Below are 17,163 nucleotides of genomic sequence, written 5' to 3'. Positions count from 1 at the left end.
GATTTGGTCGCGGATCATGCAATCTGATTCAGAAGCGAGGATAAAATACTGTTCCGTCAATCGACCCGTTCCCGGGCCTTCCTGTGTCTACCCATCTCCCTGCCAGAATGGACGCAGCAAAATTGGCGGAAACCGGCCATCGGTCTTGGCTTGCTTGCGGTCGCCTTGATTTCAGGTTGCCAGTCGATCAATTCCAACAAGGATCTGGGATTGCAGCCTTCCGACAATCCTGTGACGGTCGACAACGTGACGCGCAATGACCGGCTGGCGCAGCTTGGCGCTCAGCAACACCCGCGCATCCTCGCCACTTATGGCGGCGAGTACAAGGACCAGAAGCTTGAACGCATGGTGGCGAAGATCGTCGGCAAGCTGACGACCGTTACCGACAAGCCCGATCAGACATACCGCATCACCATTCTCGATAGCCCCAATATCAACGCCTTCGCATTGCCGGGCGGTTATCTCTACGTCACGCGCGGCCTGCTTGCGCTCGCCAACGACTCTTCGGAAGTCGCGGCCGTGATCGCCCATGAAATGGGCCATGTCATTGCCAATCACGGCATCTTGCGGCAAGAAAAGGAAGCAGAGACCGCGATTGCCGGACGCGTCGCCAGCGAAGTTCTGCATAATGAATCCGCCAGCCGCGAGGAAGCGCTGCGCGGCAAGCTGCGGCTTGCCCAGTTCTCGCGTAATCAGGAATTGCAGGCGGATGCCATCGGCATCAAGATGATCGGCGAAGCCGGTTACGATCCCTTCGCTTCGGCACGTTTCCTGCAATCGATGGAAGCCTATCAGGGCTTTCGTTCGGTTTCGGGCGCGACCGATGCCAGCCTCGACTTTCTTGCAAGCCACCCGGCAACGCCGCAGCGCATCCAGCTTGCGCTTGGCCATGCACGCCGTATCGGCGCACCCGGTGTCGGCACAACGGATCGCGATTCCTTCCTTAACGGCATTGACGGCCTTCTTTATGGCGACTCGCCCAATGAAGGTTATGTCCGCGAACAGACCTTTCTCCATCCCAAGCTCGGCGTTACCTTCCGCGCGCCGGATGGCTTCGTCATCGACAATTCGGCCAACGCGGTCATGGCGAGCGGCCCCGGCGAAGTGGCCATTCGTTTCGATGGCGCATCGCTTCCGGACGGCTCGAACCTTGCCGATTATATCCGCTCCGGCTGGGTGACCGGCCTCGACGACAGTTCGATCCAGACCACCACCATCAACGGCCTGCCTGCCGCAACCGCGCGCGCCAGTGCCGACCGCTGGCAGTTCGACATTGTGGTCATCGGCGCCAACAACAAGGTCTATCGCTTCCTGACAGCGGCTCCGAAAGGCAGCAACGCTCTTCTGCCTGCTTCACAAACTGTCACGCAGTCGTTCCGCCTGCTGTCGCCTGCCGAACAAAACGCCATCAAGCCGCTTCGCATCCGCGTTGTGACGGTGAAGCCGGGCGACACGCTGGCCAGCCTGTCGGCACGCATGCAGGGCACCACCCGCAAGCTGGAACTGTTCCGCCTTCTCAATGCCATGTCTGCCGGGGCAACTGTTTCGGTTGGCGATCGCGTGAAGCTGATCAGCGAGTAAGACAGGATGACCGAAACACAGATCCACTCAGTTCTGGCCGGAAAAGTCGCTCCTCTTGGAGACCGCGGCGTCCCAAGCGGCATCGACAAGCAGCCGGTTTCGGGCAAGGTTCGTGTGACCTTCGAAGGACTGGACTGCGATGCGCAGGGCGACCGGAAGGTGCATGGCGGACCGGAAAAGGCACTCCATCATTACCCGCATGACCATTATGCGCTCTGGCGCGGAGAAATCGGCGACAACCCGCGTCTGAGCACGCGTGGTGCGTTCGGCGAAAACATTTCGACCTCTGGTCTGGACGAACGCAATGTCGCCGTTGGTGACAGGTTCCGCCTTGGCAGCGCACTTGTGGAGGTTTCACAGGGACGCCAGCCTTGCTGGAAGCTGAACGAGCGCTTTGCAACAGCCGACATGGCGGTCCGCGTCCAGAAGACAGGACGGACGGGGTGGTACTATCGCGTTCTGGAAGAAGGCCATGTGGAAGCCGGAGACGCGATGACGCTCATTGACCGACTTTCGCCGGAATGGACGCTGCATCGTATCTGGCATTTGCTGTATGTCGATACGCTGAATTACGACGAACTGGCATCAATGGCAGGACTTTCGCACCTCGCCGACAGCTGGAAGCGCTATGCCGTGCGCCGTCTCGAAAATCGCAAGGTCGAGGACTGGTCCTCCCGGCTTGAAGGCAAGGCGGTGGAACCACAAAAGTAAGGAGCCACTTGGCCCCTCTACTTGTGTTGCCCTGATTGTTGCGGCCTATGCCTGATAAGCTGCCAGTTCGTGCTGGCTCAACAAGGCTATCTTCAGCTTCTCCATCGCGCGGCTTTCGATCTGCCGCACCCGTTCCTTCGAGATGCCGAGCTTTTCGCCCAGCGCTTCCAGCGTTACGCCATCATCATCGAGACGCCGCTCGCGGATAATATGCAATTCGCGCTCGTTCAGCGTGTCGAGCGCCACGTTGAGCCATTGGTTGCGGCGCTCCATATCGATGGAGCTTTCCGCGATTTCGTCCTGCAAGGGATGATCGTCGACCAGAAAATCCATGCGGCGCGACGCCCCCGACTCCTCGTTGTTTACGGGCGCCGACAGGGAGCTATCCGGCCCCGAAAGACGGCTGTCCATGATCTCGACATCGGTTGTCGACACGCCAAGCTGATCGGAAATTTCTCGATAAATCTCTGCCTTGGTCATATTGTCATCGGACTGGGCCAGTTTGGAACGCAGTCGCCGCAGATTGAAGAACAACGCCTTTTGCGCCGAACTCGTGCCGCCTCGCACAATGGACCAATTGCGCAGGATATAATCCTGCATCGATGCGCGAATCCACCAGGATGCATAGGTCGAGAAACGCACTTCGCGCTCGGGATCGAAACGTGCGGCAGCTTCCAGAAGGCCGACATAACCCTCCTGGATAAGATCGCTCATCGGCAGCTTGAACTTGCGGAAGCGTCCGGCCATCGAAATGACCAGCCGCATATGTGCGGAAGTGATGCGATGAAGGGCTTCCTGATCCTTCAGTTCCCTCCAGCGAATGGCGAGATCGCGTTCCTCTTCGCGCTCCAGATAAGGAGCCGACATCGCGCTGCGGATCATGGACTGGGAAGATGCTGCTGTCGCCGGGAGGCTGCGCGCAACCATAGGCATGCGATTGGCTGGAACTGCGGAAGAACTGCTCATGGATGACTGCTTCATCTGGTTCTCCTGTTCTGAACTCACGCCCCGTCAGGCGTTCAGTGGAAGGATATGCCAGTCCCACAAAGACTCCTTGGACGACTAGCGAAACCGCCCAAAACTCCCCGCCAGGCCCATTCTTTGGCCAACATGATTACGCCGCAAAACAAACCCGTTTACGAACTGGTGTCCGGGACAACGCATCAGCCGCGTTCAGGTTCCCTCCCAATCAGGATAAATCTTTGAGAATGCAGGATGATGACTGAAAGGGTTAATGACTGATTGCAAAACTCAATAAAATTTTAACCTAATAATACTGCAGTTTCCTGCGCGAAAGATGGCGCGGGTCCGGCTTTTTCTGATGAAAGGCAAATAAAAAGCCCGGGTCGAGCCGGGCTTTTTAGAAAAGAAGAGAGAGAAGCTTATGCGGCTTCAACTTCATCGTCGTCAAGATCGGCCTCGGCATCGGCCTTGCCGCGCTTCGGTCCCTTGGCGAGATTGGCCTCGATCAAACGGACAGCCTCGGTTTCCGAAAGCTTATTCACGGCAGCGATTTCGCGCGCCATACGATCAAGGGCGGCTTCATAAAGCTGGCGTTCCGAATAGGATTGTTCCGGCTGGTTTTCAGCACGGAAAAGATCACGAACGACTTCCGAGATCGAGATGAGGTCGCCGGAATTGATCTTCGCATCATATTCCTGCGCGCGGCGCGACCACATGGTGCGCTTTACACGTGCGCGGCCCTGAACGACCTTCAATGCGCGTTCAACATAGTCGGTCTCCGACAGCTTGCGCATACCGATCGAAGCGGCTTTGGCAACCGGCACCTTCAGGCGCATCTTGTCTTTTTCGAAATCGATCACGAAGAGTTCGAGTTTGTGACCTGCCACTTCCTGCTCTTCGATCGTCACGATCTGGCCGACGCCATGAGCCGGATATACGATGGCCTCACCGGCCTTGAAACCGCCACGCGCTACTGGAGACTTTTTCTGCTGGGATGACATACGCTTCATTACTCCCTGTTGTGCCCGGCGCGACCCGCCGGTTGACACATGATGTTCGACCGCGCTCCGGAGAAATGAAGCACGGAAGCTGTTTGTCGGCTTGGAACTGAAAGCGTATCTGACGACAAATCAAACCGACCGGGTGTACGGTGAGGGGAATGACGCCAATCGCAATCATCTTCCCCGGTGCCATTCAGCCCGGTACTAAAGATCAGCCCTTTCAGAGATTAACGCATCGCGCCACGAATTGACGTCCAGTCACCGAAATTATTGAGACAACCTAACACAATTTTGCGCAAGAATCAACAAATTGCCGGATATGCTGTATCCGGCAACGCAACACACCTAAAAGATGGGCGTTTTCCCGTGATTTCATTCGTCTTTTGCCGGTGCATCACAGAAAATGCAAGTGATAAATCGTGCTTTTCCGTAATGCCGTTCATCCTGTCAGTCTTGACAGGACAACCGGTAGTGTTCCAGCAGTGCGAAGTCTTCTGGAACAAGACGATACTTATATAATACCGTCCTGCTTTCAGGAATCTGAAAGCACCAAATGCAATACCGTACCGATATTAGTCGCCGCTACCCGGCTCGGCAGAGAAATACTTCTCCAGCTTGCCAGCCACGCCATCCATTTCCTTGGCTTCGGGAAGGGCGTCCTTCTTGGCGGTAATATTGGGCCATTTTGCCGCATATTCCGTATTCAGTTCCAGCCACTTGTCGAGGCCCGGCTCGGTGTCGGGGCTGATCGCCTCGGCAGGGCATTCCGGTTCACATACGCCACAGTCGATACACTCGTCGGGATTGATGACGAGCATGTTTTCGCCTTCGTAGAAGCAATCGACCGGACAGACCTCGACGCAGTCCGTATATTTGCAGCGAATGCAATTATCGGTCACGACATACGTCATCGTCGAACTCCTGTTGCTGCCCGAATTCCTGAACAGGCAGCTTATCTATCCTACAGCTTTGCGCCGATACTCCGACAAGCCGACAATCAGCCCGGGGCTTTGGAATATCTCGCCACGAAGTCACCGTGCACGGAAATGGTTGCGGGTATCAGCCCATGCCCTTTTATGACAATGCGTGAGGTAACGATTTTATCCCGCCGTGACAAGGGTACAATCGCCGCAATATCACGAAGTCATGCATGCCTGAAACAGCATTTCGTTTGGCGGCTTCCGCTTGGAAAACGCTTTCGCCGGAAGGGCCCGCCAAGCAATTTCCATCACTACCGCAAGACGCCTGCGGCAACGCGTCCATGGAAAGGGTCCGTGTAACGCGTCCATGTCAGTTTCCGCGCAACCGATCCGTTTCGCGGCGCTCCTTCTTGGTCGGCCTTCCCGCGCCGCTCTCGCGCTGCGGCATTGCGGGCTCGACTGACGCCGCAGAAGCCGGCGGCGGCGAAAGATCTTCATAGAGAAGCTGGGCTTCCGGTGCCGGACCGCGGCGCTCTCCTGGAGCGAGTATCTTATAGACGAGGATGCGCCGATCCAGCGTAATGGTCAGCACGTCACCGACCTTCACTTGATGGGCAGCCTGCTCGATCTTGTCGCGATTGACCCGGACCTTGCCGCCGACGGCGAGTTTCGCCGCCAGCGATCTTGATTTGACCACGCGCGCAAAGAACAGCCACTTGTCGATTCGCTGTTTAGCGCCCGTTTCTACGGTCATCTTACTTCTTCATCTGTTCTTTCAGAGCCAGAAGCTTGGCGAAAGGCGAGTCGGGATCGATACGCGCAGGGCGTTCCTGCTCGACGCGCTTGGCACCCTGATGACCGTGATCGCGCTTCGGCTGGCGCTGATTGCCGCCACGGAAATCGCCCTTGCCGCCTTCACGCTTGCCTTCACCGTCATGACGCTTCTGCTTGTCGAAGCGCTTGCCGCCGCGATCATTGCGAGCCTGCTGCTCGGCACCGTCGGATTTGCGCGCCTCGCCACCCTGATCGCGGTTCTGATGACCGCGATTCTGGTTGCCGCGATTTTGGCGCTGACGGTTCTGGTCCTGATTACGGTTGCGGCCTTCGAAGCGACCCTGACGCCAGAGAAGAACAGGCTTTGGCTCTTCAGCCGCAGCTTCTGCTGTTTCACCGGCCGGCGCCGCTTCCGCTGCCACAGGAGCAACTTCGTCCACCTTGGCTTCGGTCTCCGCCTCAGCAACGACAACCGGTGCAGGCACGGGTTCAGCCGCTGGAACGGCAGGCTTTTCGGCTTCTGCAGCCGGAGAAACGCCAGCTTCCTTTGCGGCAGCTTCAGCTGCGAAAGCGTCGAGCTCAGCAAGCTTCGCCGTCACGGCAGCGGCTTCCATCGCCTCATGGCGATAACCGAGACTGCGCAGGATTTCTTCCATATCGTCTGTGGTTGCCCCCAGAATCGACATCATGGCAGGCGTGACGATGAAGCGTCCGCCGTCATAAGCACCATCCGGACGCGCACCGGAACCCGGACGCCAGGCAAGCGCCGGACGAATAAGATCGGCAAGACGCTCCAGAATATCGATGCGCACGGCGCGACGGCCCAGCACGCGATAGCCTGCCAGACGATAGAACATCGGATCGAAAGCCGGATCGACCACGACCGAAGTGCGGCCAGCGGCCAGCACATTCACGACATCGCCGTAACCCGCACGTTCGCGGCCATCGTTCTTGAGCGCCCACAGCAGCGTGATGAGGCCAGCCGGGGCGGGCTTCAACAGCATGGGCATGAAGACATGATAGGCACCGAAACGCACGCCAAGGCGGCGAAGCGCCGCGCGCGAATCCTGATCGAGACCGCGCACTTCCTCCGCCACATCGCGGCGCGGAAGAATGCCCAGATTCTCGACGATCTGGAATGCGAGACCGCGCGTCATGCCGGTCAGGGCATCAGCGGCAGCCAGATCGGTAAGCGGCTTCAAAACGGTTTCGATATGATGCGCGACGAAACGGTCGATGCGTGCGGCAACCTTGTCACGCGCTGCTCCCGTCAGCTGTTCGTCGGCCAGGATCACCGCGCGCGGCTTCAGCAGGTCATCGCCTGCAACCAGCGTTGCGACCGTTGCTCCGACCCAGCGCATGACGCCATCCGAGCCCAGTGCGAAGTCGCCGTTCGGCGCAGCAGCAAAGCGCTCCGCGCGGCGTTCGAACTCGGCGGCCAGCGCCTTTTGTGCAGCCGACTTCACCGCCTTGGCGTCCGGCCCTTCGGCCTGAACGTCAGCGGTAAAACGGAATCCTTCCAGTTGCCCGACATTATGGCCTTCGACAATCACGTCTCCGGCCGGGCTGATTTCTGCTTCAAGCATGGCATTCTCTCTCAGGCGCCTCATAAGCACGCTTGTCCTGCGGTCTACAAAGCGTTTCGTCAACCTTTCATGCAGCGCGTCGGACAATCTGTCCTCAATTTCGCGCGTCTTTTCCTGCCAGTGTGTCGGATCGGCAAGCCATCCCGGCCTGTGCGACACGAAAGTCCAGGTGCGGATTTGCGCCACGCGATGCGACAGGGTGTCGATTTCCCCCTCTGTGCTGTCGGCGCGGCGCACCTGTTCGCTCATATAATCTTCATCGACGCTCCCTCGGCGGACAAGATCCTGGTAGATGGTTGCAATGATATCGGCATGCTGCGCCGGCGCGATCTTGCGATAGTCGGGCAGCGCGCAGGCGTCCCACAAAAGCTCGATCCGTGCCGGCGTCTTTGCGAGCCGCACAATCTCTTCGTCTTTCGACAAATTTTCAAGCGCTTGTTGATCGACAGCCGGCAAAGCCTTTGCCAGGCCTTCAACCGGTGCGGGCGTTTCCAGAGAATACCGCAGGGAATCGAGCGACGAAAAGTCGAAACGCGCCGTGCGCCATTGCAGAACTTTCACCGGATCGAAATTATGCGCTTCCACCCGCTCGACCAGTTCTTCATCGAACGGATGCACCTGTCCCGTCACGCCGAATGTGCCGTCACGCAGATGACGTCCGGCGCGCCCCGCAATCTGCCCCACTTCGGCTGGCGTCAGATCGCGGAACTGATAGCCGTCGAATTTGCGGTTCTGCGCAAAAGCGACATGGTCGACATCCAGATTCAGTCCCATGCCGATGGCGTCGGTCGCTACCAGAAAATCGACATCGCCCGACTGGTAAAGCTCCACCTGCGCATTGCGAGTACGCGGAGATAGCGCGCCCATCACCACCGCTGCACCGCCCCGCTGGCGACGGATCAGCTCGGCAATGGCGTAAACCTCATCGGCGGAAAAAGCGACGATTGCCGAACGGTTCGGCAGGCGGGTAATCTTCTTGGAACCGGCATAGGCCAGATGTGAGAGGCGCGGCCGCGTCACCACATTGATGCCGCGCAGCAGCTTTTCCAGAATGCCGCGCATGGTTCCGGCACCAAGCAGCAGCGTTTCCTGCCGCCCGCGCAGATGCAGGATGCGGTCGGTGAAAATATGGCCGCGCTCAAGATCGCCAGCCAGTTGCACCTCATCAATGGCCACGAAAGCCACATCGGTGCGGCGCGGCATGGCCTCGACCGTGCAGACGGAATAGCGCGCGCCGGGCGGCACGATCTTTTCCTCGCCCGTTACCAGCGCAACATTGGCCGCACCGACCCGTTCCACGACGCGGTTATAGACCTCGCGCGCCAAAAGGCGCAGCGGCAGGCCAATCATGCCGCTTCCATGCGACAGCATGCGTTCGATAGCCAGATGCGTTTTGCCGGTATTGGTCGGCCCAAGCACGGCTGTCACATCGCGGCCACTCAGGGTCAGCGGCAAATCATGGGCAGGGAGTTGGTTCATGCCAATAATCGGATTCCCGGTACAAGCGCCCTTTACGGGCTGGATGCTGGTTCTGCGATAGCACTATACGACCTGCACCGAAAGCGCTCCTGTTAAGTTTAAATATGGGCCAATTGCCGATATGTCGACGACCGATGTGAAGCCGGTCAATAACGTGTCGGTTAACAATTGGAACGACTCTGGAACGAATCGGCGACGAATCGCTGACTCCGACAGCTTCGCCATTTGTTCACGGCAACATATAGTAAGCCTAACACAAACGCCCACAACATGATGAATCAAATGTTCCGCTTGTCCGTGTTCTCCTGACGCGAAACACCATGGTTGTTAACCTTTGGCAAAACCTGTCAACAGACGTTGCGAAAGGCTAAGCGATGTTTCAGAAAATTTTAATGATTACTGATACTTCCTTAATGCCAAAAGGGGCGGAAACAGGATTTCCGTTAACCTTCAGGCCAAAGCCGGAACGAATCGGCGACGAATCGCTGATCCGCAAAGTTTCTCCATTTGTTCTCACCACATCTTGTGGGCAGCAATCAAGGCACACCATAGAAAATCGATGTTGAATGGACTTCGACGCCTGTTTCAACGGTTTTGCGTTAACTTTTCCGGCAACGCCACCCTATCCAGCGCATCCGATTTCAATCCCCTCATTGCGGAAACAAAAAGGCGGACGGAGCTATTTCTCCGCCCGCCCCCTTTCAATGAAGAAAAAGTCAGTCGCGTTCGACGCACAAAGCGACGCCCATGCCGCCGCCGATGCAAAGTGTTGCCAAACCGCGCTTCGCATCACGGCGCTTCATTTCGTAAAGCAGCGTCGTCAGCACGCGCGCTCCAGAAGCGCCGATCGGATGGCCTATAGCGATTGCTCCGCCATTGACGTTGACAATATCCGGATTGAGGCCGAGGTCGCGCACTACGGCACAGGACTGCGCTGCGAAGGCTTCATTGGCTTCGACCAGATCGAGATCGCCAACGCTCCAGCCTGCCTTTTCCAGCGCCTTCTTCGTTGCCGGGATAGGGCCCGTTCCCATGATCGACGGATCGACGCCAGCAGTTGCCCAGGAAACGATACGGCCAAGCGGCTTCACGCCGCGCTTTGCGGCTTCATCCGCATCCATCAGCACAACCGCTGCAGCGCCGTCGTTGATGCCAGACGCATTGCCCGCAGTAACCGTTCCATCCTTGTCGAAAGCGGGCTTCAGCTTGGTCAAAGCCTCCATCGTTGTGCCGGGACGGATATATTCGTCCGCCGAAACAACCACATCACCCTTGCGGCCCTTCACAGTGAAGGGAACGATTTCGTCCTCAAACCTGCCCGCATTCTGTGCGGCTTCCGCCTTCTGCTGCGATGCCAGTGCAAACTCATCCTGTTCAACGCGGCTTAACTGCCATTGGCGGGCGATATTTTCCGCCGTGATGCCCATGAGATAACCGTTGAAAGCATCGATCAGCCCATCCTTCAGCATGGTGTCGACCATCTTGAAATCGCCCATCTTCACGCCTGAGCGCAGATGCGCGCAATGCGGCGCCATGGACATGGATTCCTGACCGCCCGCCACGATTATTCTCGCATCGCCGGAAAGAATCTGCTGCATGCCCACCGCAACCGCCCGTAGACCCGAGCCGCACAGCTGGTTGATGGAAAACGCCGTCGTCTCCTTGGGGCAACCGGCACCCATAGCGGCCTGCCGCGCAGGGTTCTGGCCCTCGCCTGCCGTCAGCACCTGTCCCAGAATGACCTCATCCACCTCCGTCGCCGCCACACCGGCGCGTTCCAGCGCACTTTTGATGGCCGCAGCACCCAATGCATGGGCCGGGACATTGCCAAATGCGCCGTTGAATGCGCCCACAGCGGTACGGGCCGCACTGGCAATGACGATGGCTTTCGGTTCGGACATTCTTTCCTCCTTGAAATGTTCCGCAACACAAAGACCAATTTTCGGGCCTTGGCAAGCTTTGCCGTGCTGCGCGAGCCGTCTTCATGAAATTCGATAAAGTGTTTTTCCTGTGACGAGAAGCATTGGAGTGTGCATCGCGGGTCGCTACAGCCTAAATTACGTTGAGCTACAAATAGGAGATATCCATGCCTTCGCTGACCCTCGAACGAGCCAATACGATCATCACCGGTGCCTTTGCCAAGGCAAACGAACTGAAATTGAAGCCGCTTGCTGTTTGCGTGCTTGATGCCGGCGGCCATGTAAAGGCTTTCCAGCGTCAGGACGGCGCGTCCATGCTCCGCTTTGAAATCGGCTCGGGCAAGGCCTATGGCGCGCTTGCCGTCGGCACCGGCTCGCGCTGGCTGAACAATCAGGCGAAGGATCGTCCGCATTTTCTGGAAGGTCTTTCCGGTGTCTCGGGCGGCAAGATCGTGCCGGTGCCGGGCGGCGTTCTGATCAAGGACGCAGGCGGCGAAATCCTCGGCGCGGTCGGCATCTCCGGCGACACATCGGACAATGACGAAATCGCCGCCATCGCTGGCATCGAAGCTGCGGGCTTTGCGTTCGACGCGGGCTGATATCCAACAAAAGCTCGCGATCTAGGCCGCTTCATGCGGCCTTTTTCATGTGCCTTGCCGAAATGACCGGCACAAAATAAAACGCCGCTCCCGAACAAACGGGAACGGCGTTTTGAAAACCATCTTTCGGCTGCTATGCAGCGTCAGACTTATTCCTTGGCTTCGAGGACCTGACGGCCGCGATACATACCGCTCTTCAGATCGATATGATGCGGACGACGAAGTTCGCCCGAGTTCTTGTCCTCGACATAGGTCGGGGCCTTGAGAGCGTCAGCCGAACGGCGCATGCCGCGCTTCGACGGAGACGTTTTTCGTTTTGGTACTGCCATGGATCCAGCTCCACTGATCGGTCAATAAACGTCCGGCACGGCCCCGAAGAGCCTGTCACATCGGACAAAATTCCGGAAAGTCACGTGCCTATACACGCTCTCACCGCGTTTGACCAGCGGGAGTCTTATCTTTTTTTCGTATCATCGATTTATTGCACGCAAACCACATAGGGCCCCGACCGTGCTGCGCGTCCGGCCACGATCCGGGCAATGCGCTGCATATTGCGTGTCGGCTTGGCTGGATTGCGCAATGCCGGGTTCGGCAGCGTGACGGCGAGCAATGCCGATTGCTGGGCGTTGAGTTTTGCCGCGGGGCGCTTGAAATAGTGCTGGGCGGCGGCCTCGATCCCGTAAATGCCCGGCCCCCATTCAGCGATATTGAGATAAATCTCCATTATGCGCCTTTTGGACAGAAGCCCGTCGGCTGCCAGCGCCAGCGGAAATTCAAGCCCCTTGCGGACATAGGAGCGCCCGTTCCAGAGGAAGAGGTTCTTCATGGTCTGCATGGTTATGGTGGACGCGCCGCGGCTCGGGCCGCCTTCGCCTGCATCATCCAGAACCAGCCCCAACTGATGCCAGTCCACCCCGCCATGGCTGCAAAACTGGCCGTCCTCGGCCATCATCACCGAGTTGACGAGAACCGGCGCGATATCGTCGAGCCCCACCCACCTGCGGTCCACGTCCTGGAACAGAACATAATCCTTGACCATCAGGGTCGAGATCGGGCGGACAAAGGGTACGGAGTAGATGAAAAGCAGGAAAACCGGCAGCACGGCCAGAATCACCAGAATCTTGAGCGCAAGAGCAATCCGGGCACCCCAAACAGGATCTGCCAGATAATTGCGACCATCTTTGCTCTTGATGATGATTTTTGCCACTGCCACTGCCTGCTGCCCTTCCCCCAAGCGACATAAACCATTCCTTAATAAGTTTGAACCGGATTCCATAATCCTGTCAGGGAAACAAGTCGAAACCCGGCGTTTCGTGACGTTCAAATGAAAAAGCCTGTGCTGATCGCTGTGGCCAGTTGACCAACCCGGCGCTTTCGTCCATCCCCTTTGCCATGGAAAAGCTGCCGACCGATTTCACCGCCGTTCTCAACCTTCGCGCCATGGAAGTGGAAATGGCACTGACGGGCCTTCTGGACCAGCGCCTCAGGACGGGAGAAATCGCCCGCCCGGAAAGGCTGCTCGCCGCCATGCGCCACGGTGTCCTGAACGGCGGCAAGCGCCTCCGGCCTTTTCTGGTTGTCGAAAGTGCCGCCCTCTTTGGCAAGAGCGGCGATGCCGTTCTGCGTGTCGCCGCCGCACTTGAATGCATTCACTGCTATTCACTTGTTCATGACGACCTGCCTGCGATGGATGACGACGATCTGCGGCGCGGCCAGCCGACCGTACACAAGGCATTTGACGAAGCAGCAGCCATTCTGGCCGGCGACAGCCTTCTGACCTACGCTTTCGACATTATCGCATCCGATGAAACCGACCTTGATGCAACAACCCGCGTGCAGCTGGTGTCTGCGCTGGCGCGCGCGTCGGGCCTTGGCGGCATGGCAGGCGGGCAGGCTCTCGATCTGATGGCCGAAACCAGCAAGCCGGACGAGGCAGGCATCATTACGCTTCAGGCAATGAAGACCGGCGCGCTGATCCGTTTTGCCTGCGAGGCGGGGGCCATCATCGCCAGCGCATCAACCGAAGATCGCGAGCGCATGGCCGAATTCGGATCGGCCATCGGCCTTGCCTTCCAGCTGGCGGACGACCTTCTGGACGTGACCGCCGACGCCGAGGCGATGGGCAAGGCCACCGGCAAGGATGCCGCCGCCGGAAAAGCCACGCTGGTTTCACTTCACGGCATCGACTGGACCCGCAAGCAGCTTGCGGGACTGGTTGCCCAGGCGGAAAGCCTGCTGGCACCATTCGGCAAGGACGCCGATATTCTCAAGCAGGCCGCCCGCTTCATCGCCGAGCGGCAGAACTGAAATTCACAGATCGTCCTCACGCACCTTGATCAGAACGACGTCATCAGCGGAAAGCACGCGCCCGTCTTGAGCGCGCACATCAAGCGTGGCCACATCCTCGCCTGAGATGCTGTCGACGAGGCGTGAATGCGTCTCGCCGGGCGCAAAGAGATGCTTTTCACCCCATTGGCGAAGCGACACGATAACAGGCAGCAGATCGCGCCCTTTTGCCGTCAACCGATATTCCTGATGCGCTCCGCCCTTGGGATCCGGTACAGCTTCCATGATGCCCTCCCCCGTCAGCTTGCGCAGGCGGTCGGAAAGAATATTGCGGGCGATTCCCAGATTTTTCTGAAAGGCGCTGAAACGCGTCACACCATCAAAAGCTTCACGGACAATCAGCAGCGACCACCAGTCGCCGATCACGTCAAGCGCGCGCGCACTGGGGCAATAATCGCCTTTCAAGCTTTTTTTCCGAACCATATTCGCTCCATCGATTGCAACATGGTTGCAATATAAAACCTTTTGCACTACAAGCAAAATGGTTTCATATTGAAACCATTTTAGGAGCCCATCATGCAAACTTCAACCGACGCGGCAGCAAGGCTGTCCGCGAACCCTGATGCGCGCCCTGCGCTTTCCTCGGCTACTCTTTTTCTGTTTGCGGCAGCAAGCGGACTGGCGGTAGCCAATGTCTATTTCGCCCACCCTTTACTTGATGTGATGGCCGACGACCTCGGCCTCAAGCGGTCAACCGCGGGCTTTATCGTCGCCGCCAGCCAGCTCGGTTATGCACTCGGCCTGATTTTCCTCGTTCCGCTCGGCGACCTGTTCAACCGGCGCAAGCTCATCATCACGCATTTCCTTCTGTCGGTCCTGTCACTGATCGCAATCGGCCTTGCGGCCAATGCCACCGTACTTCTGGTCGCCATGGCCGTTATGGGGCTGCTCGCTGTCGTCACGCAGGCGCTCGTCGCCTATGCGGCTAGCCTCGCGGAACCTGCGCGGCGCGGCCATGTGGTCGGCATCGTCACCAGCGGCATTGTGCTCGGCATATTGCTGGCGCGCGCCATAGCTGGCGCCCTTACCGACATTGGCGGCTGGCGTATCGTCTATTTCGTTTCCGCCATTCTGACGCTTTCAATCGCGCTCCTGCTCTGGCGCGCCCTCCCCGACCAGAAGCGCCAACCCACCAGCGTCCGCTATCCGGCACTTATTCTGTCGCTCGTATCGCTGTTTCGTTCCGAACCGGTGCTGCGCATTCGCGCCATCATCGCCATGCTGATCTTCGCCAATATCACCACCTTGCTCGCACCACTGGTCATGCCGCTCAGCGCACCGCCCTTCGAACTGAGCCACGCCCAGATCGGCCTGTTCGGGCTGGCAGGTGCAGCAGGAGCACTGGCCGCATCGCGTGCAGGCAGCGTTGCCGACCGTGGCCATGCGCAGCGCATGACAGGCTTTGCCTTGCTCCTGATGTTTATCTCGTGGGGATTGATAGCCCTGCTTGGGCACTCGCTGCTCTGGTTGATCGCAGGCGTGCTGGTACTCGACTTCGGCCTTCAGGCCGTCCACGTCACCAACCAGGCGATGATCTACCGCGTGCGGCCGGACGCGCAGAACAGGCTTACCGCCGCCTATATGGTTTTCTATTCCATCGGCAGCGCCAGCGGTTCGGCGGCTTCAACCTGGATCTATGCTCATGCAGGCTGGAACGGCGTCTGCCTGCTCGGTGCAGGCATCAGCCTTGTCACGCTCGTCTTCTGGGCAGCAACACTGAAAACAACGCCAGAAGCCGCAACACGCGCGGTAAGCTGTTCGGCCTAGGGCATTCCGGTTAAACGGCGTCGCCTGAACCGGTCTAACATTTTGTTTTTATCGCATTATCCGACGCAGAACCGCTTCGCACTTTTGCTGGAAATGCTCTAGTTCTGACCGGAGGCAACCTTCTGCTCAAGCCCGAAGCGGTTCTCGATGTAATCGGCAACCATCTTCTGGAAGTCCTCGGCAATGGCGGGACCACGCAGCGTCGTGACCTTCTTGCCATCGACAAAGACCGGCGCGGACGGCGTTTCGCCCGTGCCGGGAAGCGAAATGCCGATATCGGCATGTTTCGATTCGCCCGGCCCGTTGACGATGCAGCCCATGACGGCAACCGAAAGCGCTTCCACGCCGGGATATTTCTCACGCCAGACAGGCATGTTGCGGCGGATATCGTCCTGAATGGTCTGCGCCAGTTCCTGAAACACCGTCGACGTCGTGCGTCCGCAGCCCGGGCAGGCCGCAACGATCGGAATGAACTGCCGGAAGCCCATGGTCTGCAGCAATTCCTGCGCCACCTGCACTTCGCGAGTGCGGTCGCCACCCGGCTCCGGCGTCAGCGAAATGCGGATCGTGTCGCCAATACCCTGCTGCAGCAGAATGCCCATCGCCGCCGACGAGGCAACAATGCCCTTGGTGCCCATGCCTGCTTCGGTAAGGCCCAGATGCAGGGCGTGGTCGGAACGCTGCGCCAGCATCGTATAGACGGCAATCAGGTCCTGCACCTGACTGACCTTGGCCGACAGGATGATCTTGTCACGGCCAAGCCCGATCTCTTCGGCAAGATTGGCCGAAATAAGCGCTGACTGCACAATGGCTTCGCGCATGACTTCCTGCGCGGAAAGCGGTGCACCCTCAGCCTGATTGCGATCCATCAGCGTGGTCAGGAGTTCCTGATCGAGCGAACCCCAGTTCACCCCGATACGTACCGGCTTGTCATAGCGGATCGCCATTTCGACAATATCGGCGAACTGCTTGTCCTTCTTGTCCTTGAAACCGACATTGCCCGGATTGATGCGATATTTCGCAAGCGCTTCCGCACAGGCCGGATGATCGGCCAGCAGCTTGTGGCCGATATAATGGAAATCGCCCACCAGCGGCACATTGTGTCCGAGACGTTCGAGCCGCTCGCGGATTTTCGGGACGGCGGCAGCCGATTCATCGCGATCCACCGTGATGCGCACGATCTCCGACCCGGCACGATGAAGGGCCGCCACCTGCGCCACGGTGGAATCCACATCTGCGGTGTCCGTATTGGTCATCGACTGCACGACGACGGGCGCACTGCCGCCGACGATAACGCCACCGACACTGACACCAACCGACTGGCGGCGAGGAAATGGATGCGAAAAATAGCTGACGGTCTCGGAAGACATTTTGCTCTGTTCTTAACTGTACCTGTTTTCAGGTGGCGCAGCGCGACGCGAATGTCAACGGCTGCAATACTCCGGGTCTGCATTTCTCCGGGCCTGCGTATATCCGGCTTGCGCTTTATATAATCGCTTGCCGAGGCAATGTCGCCC

15 protein-coding genes are annotated in these 17,163 nt (G+C 58.4%); 5 read left to right on the top strand and 10 right to left on the bottom strand.

All coding sequences use genetic code 11. The annotated features are described in order from the left end of the window. The first annotated feature begins 99 nt into the window (after positions 1–99). Positions 100–1,581, top strand: a complete 1,482-nt coding sequence (cdlP, locus tag AC0TNJ_RS07965; protein WP_122000299.1) for a cell division protease CdlP — start codon at positions 100–102, stop codon at positions 1,579–1,581. Positions 1,582–1,587: 6 nt separating this feature from the next. Further along, positions 1,588–2,292, top strand: coding sequence for an MOSC domain-containing protein (locus AC0TNJ_RS07960; RefSeq protein ID WP_473770780.1), 705 nt, complete (start codon positions 1,588–1,590; stop codon positions 2,290–2,292). Between the two features lie 45 nt (positions 2,293–2,337). Here AC0TNJ_RS07960 and AC0TNJ_RS07955 read toward each other — a convergent pair whose 3' ends face one another. The 6 genes from AC0TNJ_RS07955 to AC0TNJ_RS07930 all read right to left on the bottom strand — a co-directional run bounded on the left by AC0TNJ_RS07955 (position 2,338) and on the right by AC0TNJ_RS07930 (position 10,916). Beyond that, the gene (locus AC0TNJ_RS07955) at positions 2,338–3,273 is read right to left on the bottom strand and encodes an RNA polymerase factor sigma-32 (RefSeq protein WP_473767354.1); all 936 of its coding nucleotides are present in this window, start codon (positions 3,271–3,273) and stop codon (positions 2,338–2,340) included. A 401-nt stretch (positions 3,274–3,674) separates the two neighbouring features. After that, the gene (locus tag AC0TNJ_RS07950; RefSeq protein WP_006471273.1) at positions 3,675–4,256 is read right to left on the bottom strand and encodes a CarD family transcriptional regulator; all 582 of its coding nucleotides are present in this window, start codon (positions 4,254–4,256) and stop codon (positions 3,675–3,677) included. A gap of 572 nt (positions 4,257–4,828) precedes the next feature. Beyond that, positions 4,829–5,167 (bottom strand): ferredoxin FdxA, encoded by a 339-nt coding sequence (gene fdxA / locus AC0TNJ_RS07945; RefSeq protein ID WP_006467781.1) that lies wholly within the window; start codon positions 5,165–5,167, stop codon positions 4,829–4,831. A 379-nt stretch (positions 5,168–5,546) separates the two neighbouring features. Then, the gene (locus AC0TNJ_RS07940) at positions 5,547–5,930 is read right to left on the bottom strand and encodes an RNA-binding S4 domain-containing protein (protein ID WP_473770779.1); all 384 of its coding nucleotides are present in this window, start codon (positions 5,928–5,930) and stop codon (positions 5,547–5,549) included. A 1-nt stretch (position 5,931) separates the two neighbouring features. Beyond that, positions 5,932–9,015, bottom strand: a complete 3,084-nt coding sequence (locus tag AC0TNJ_RS07935; protein WP_473770778.1) for a helicase-related protein — start codon at positions 9,013–9,015, stop codon at positions 5,932–5,934. Between the two features lie 716 nt (positions 9,016–9,731). Beyond that, positions 9,732–10,916 (bottom strand): acetyl-CoA C-acetyltransferase, encoded by a 1,185-nt coding sequence (locus AC0TNJ_RS07930; protein ID WP_473770777.1) that lies wholly within the window; start codon positions 10,914–10,916, stop codon positions 9,732–9,734. A 185-nt stretch (positions 10,917–11,101) separates the two neighbouring features. On the opposite strand from AC0TNJ_RS07930, the gene AC0TNJ_RS07925 reads away from it, so the two are divergent. After that, entirely contained in the window at positions 11,102–11,533 is a 432-nt protein-coding gene (locus AC0TNJ_RS07925; protein WP_473767358.1) for a GlcG/HbpS family heme-binding protein, read from the top strand. A gap of 149 nt (positions 11,534–11,682) precedes the next feature. Here the strand turns inward: AC0TNJ_RS07925 and rpmF are convergent, their stop codons facing one another. After that, entirely contained in the window at positions 11,683–11,862 is a 180-nt protein-coding gene (gene rpmF / locus AC0TNJ_RS07920) for a 50S ribosomal protein L32 (RefSeq protein ID WP_006467787.1), read from the bottom strand. Between the two features lie 149 nt (positions 11,863–12,011). After that, the gene (gene mtgA / locus AC0TNJ_RS07915) at positions 12,012–12,740 is read right to left on the bottom strand and encodes a monofunctional biosynthetic peptidoglycan transglycosylase (protein ID WP_473770833.1); all 729 of its coding nucleotides are present in this window, start codon (positions 12,738–12,740) and stop codon (positions 12,012–12,014) included. A gap of 185 nt (positions 12,741–12,925) precedes the next feature. On the opposite strand from mtgA, the gene AC0TNJ_RS07910 reads away from it, so the two are divergent. Next, on the top strand, positions 12,926–13,840 hold the full coding sequence (locus tag AC0TNJ_RS07910; RefSeq protein ID WP_473770832.1) for a polyprenyl synthetase family protein: 915 nt from the start codon (positions 12,926–12,928) through the stop codon (positions 13,838–13,840). A 3-nt stretch (positions 13,841–13,843) separates the two neighbouring features. On the opposite strand, the gene AC0TNJ_RS07905 is transcribed toward AC0TNJ_RS07910, so the two are convergent. Then, on the bottom strand, positions 13,844–14,302 hold the full coding sequence (locus tag AC0TNJ_RS07905) for a winged helix-turn-helix transcriptional regulator (RefSeq protein WP_473770776.1): 459 nt from the start codon (positions 14,300–14,302) through the stop codon (positions 13,844–13,846). A 93-nt stretch (positions 14,303–14,395) separates the two neighbouring features. On the opposite strand from AC0TNJ_RS07905, the gene AC0TNJ_RS07900 reads away from it, so the two are divergent. Beyond that, the gene (locus AC0TNJ_RS07900; RefSeq protein WP_473770775.1) at positions 14,396–15,646 is read left to right on the top strand and encodes an MFS transporter; all 1,251 of its coding nucleotides are present in this window, start codon (positions 14,396–14,398) and stop codon (positions 15,644–15,646) included. A 98-nt stretch (positions 15,647–15,744) separates the two neighbouring features. On the opposite strand, the gene ispG is transcribed toward AC0TNJ_RS07900, so the two are convergent. Next, a complete protein-coding gene (ispG, locus tag AC0TNJ_RS07895) occupies positions 15,745–17,016 on the bottom strand; it encodes a flavodoxin-dependent (E)-4-hydroxy-3-methylbut-2-enyl-diphosphate synthase (protein ID WP_473770774.1) in 1,272 nt (423 codons plus the stop codon). Positions 17,017–17,163 lie beyond the last annotated feature (147 nt).

The sequence above is a fragment of the Ochrobactrum sp. PL_is483 genome (assembly GCF_055816855.1).
This window is presented reverse-complemented; position numbering and strand designations above follow the sequence as displayed.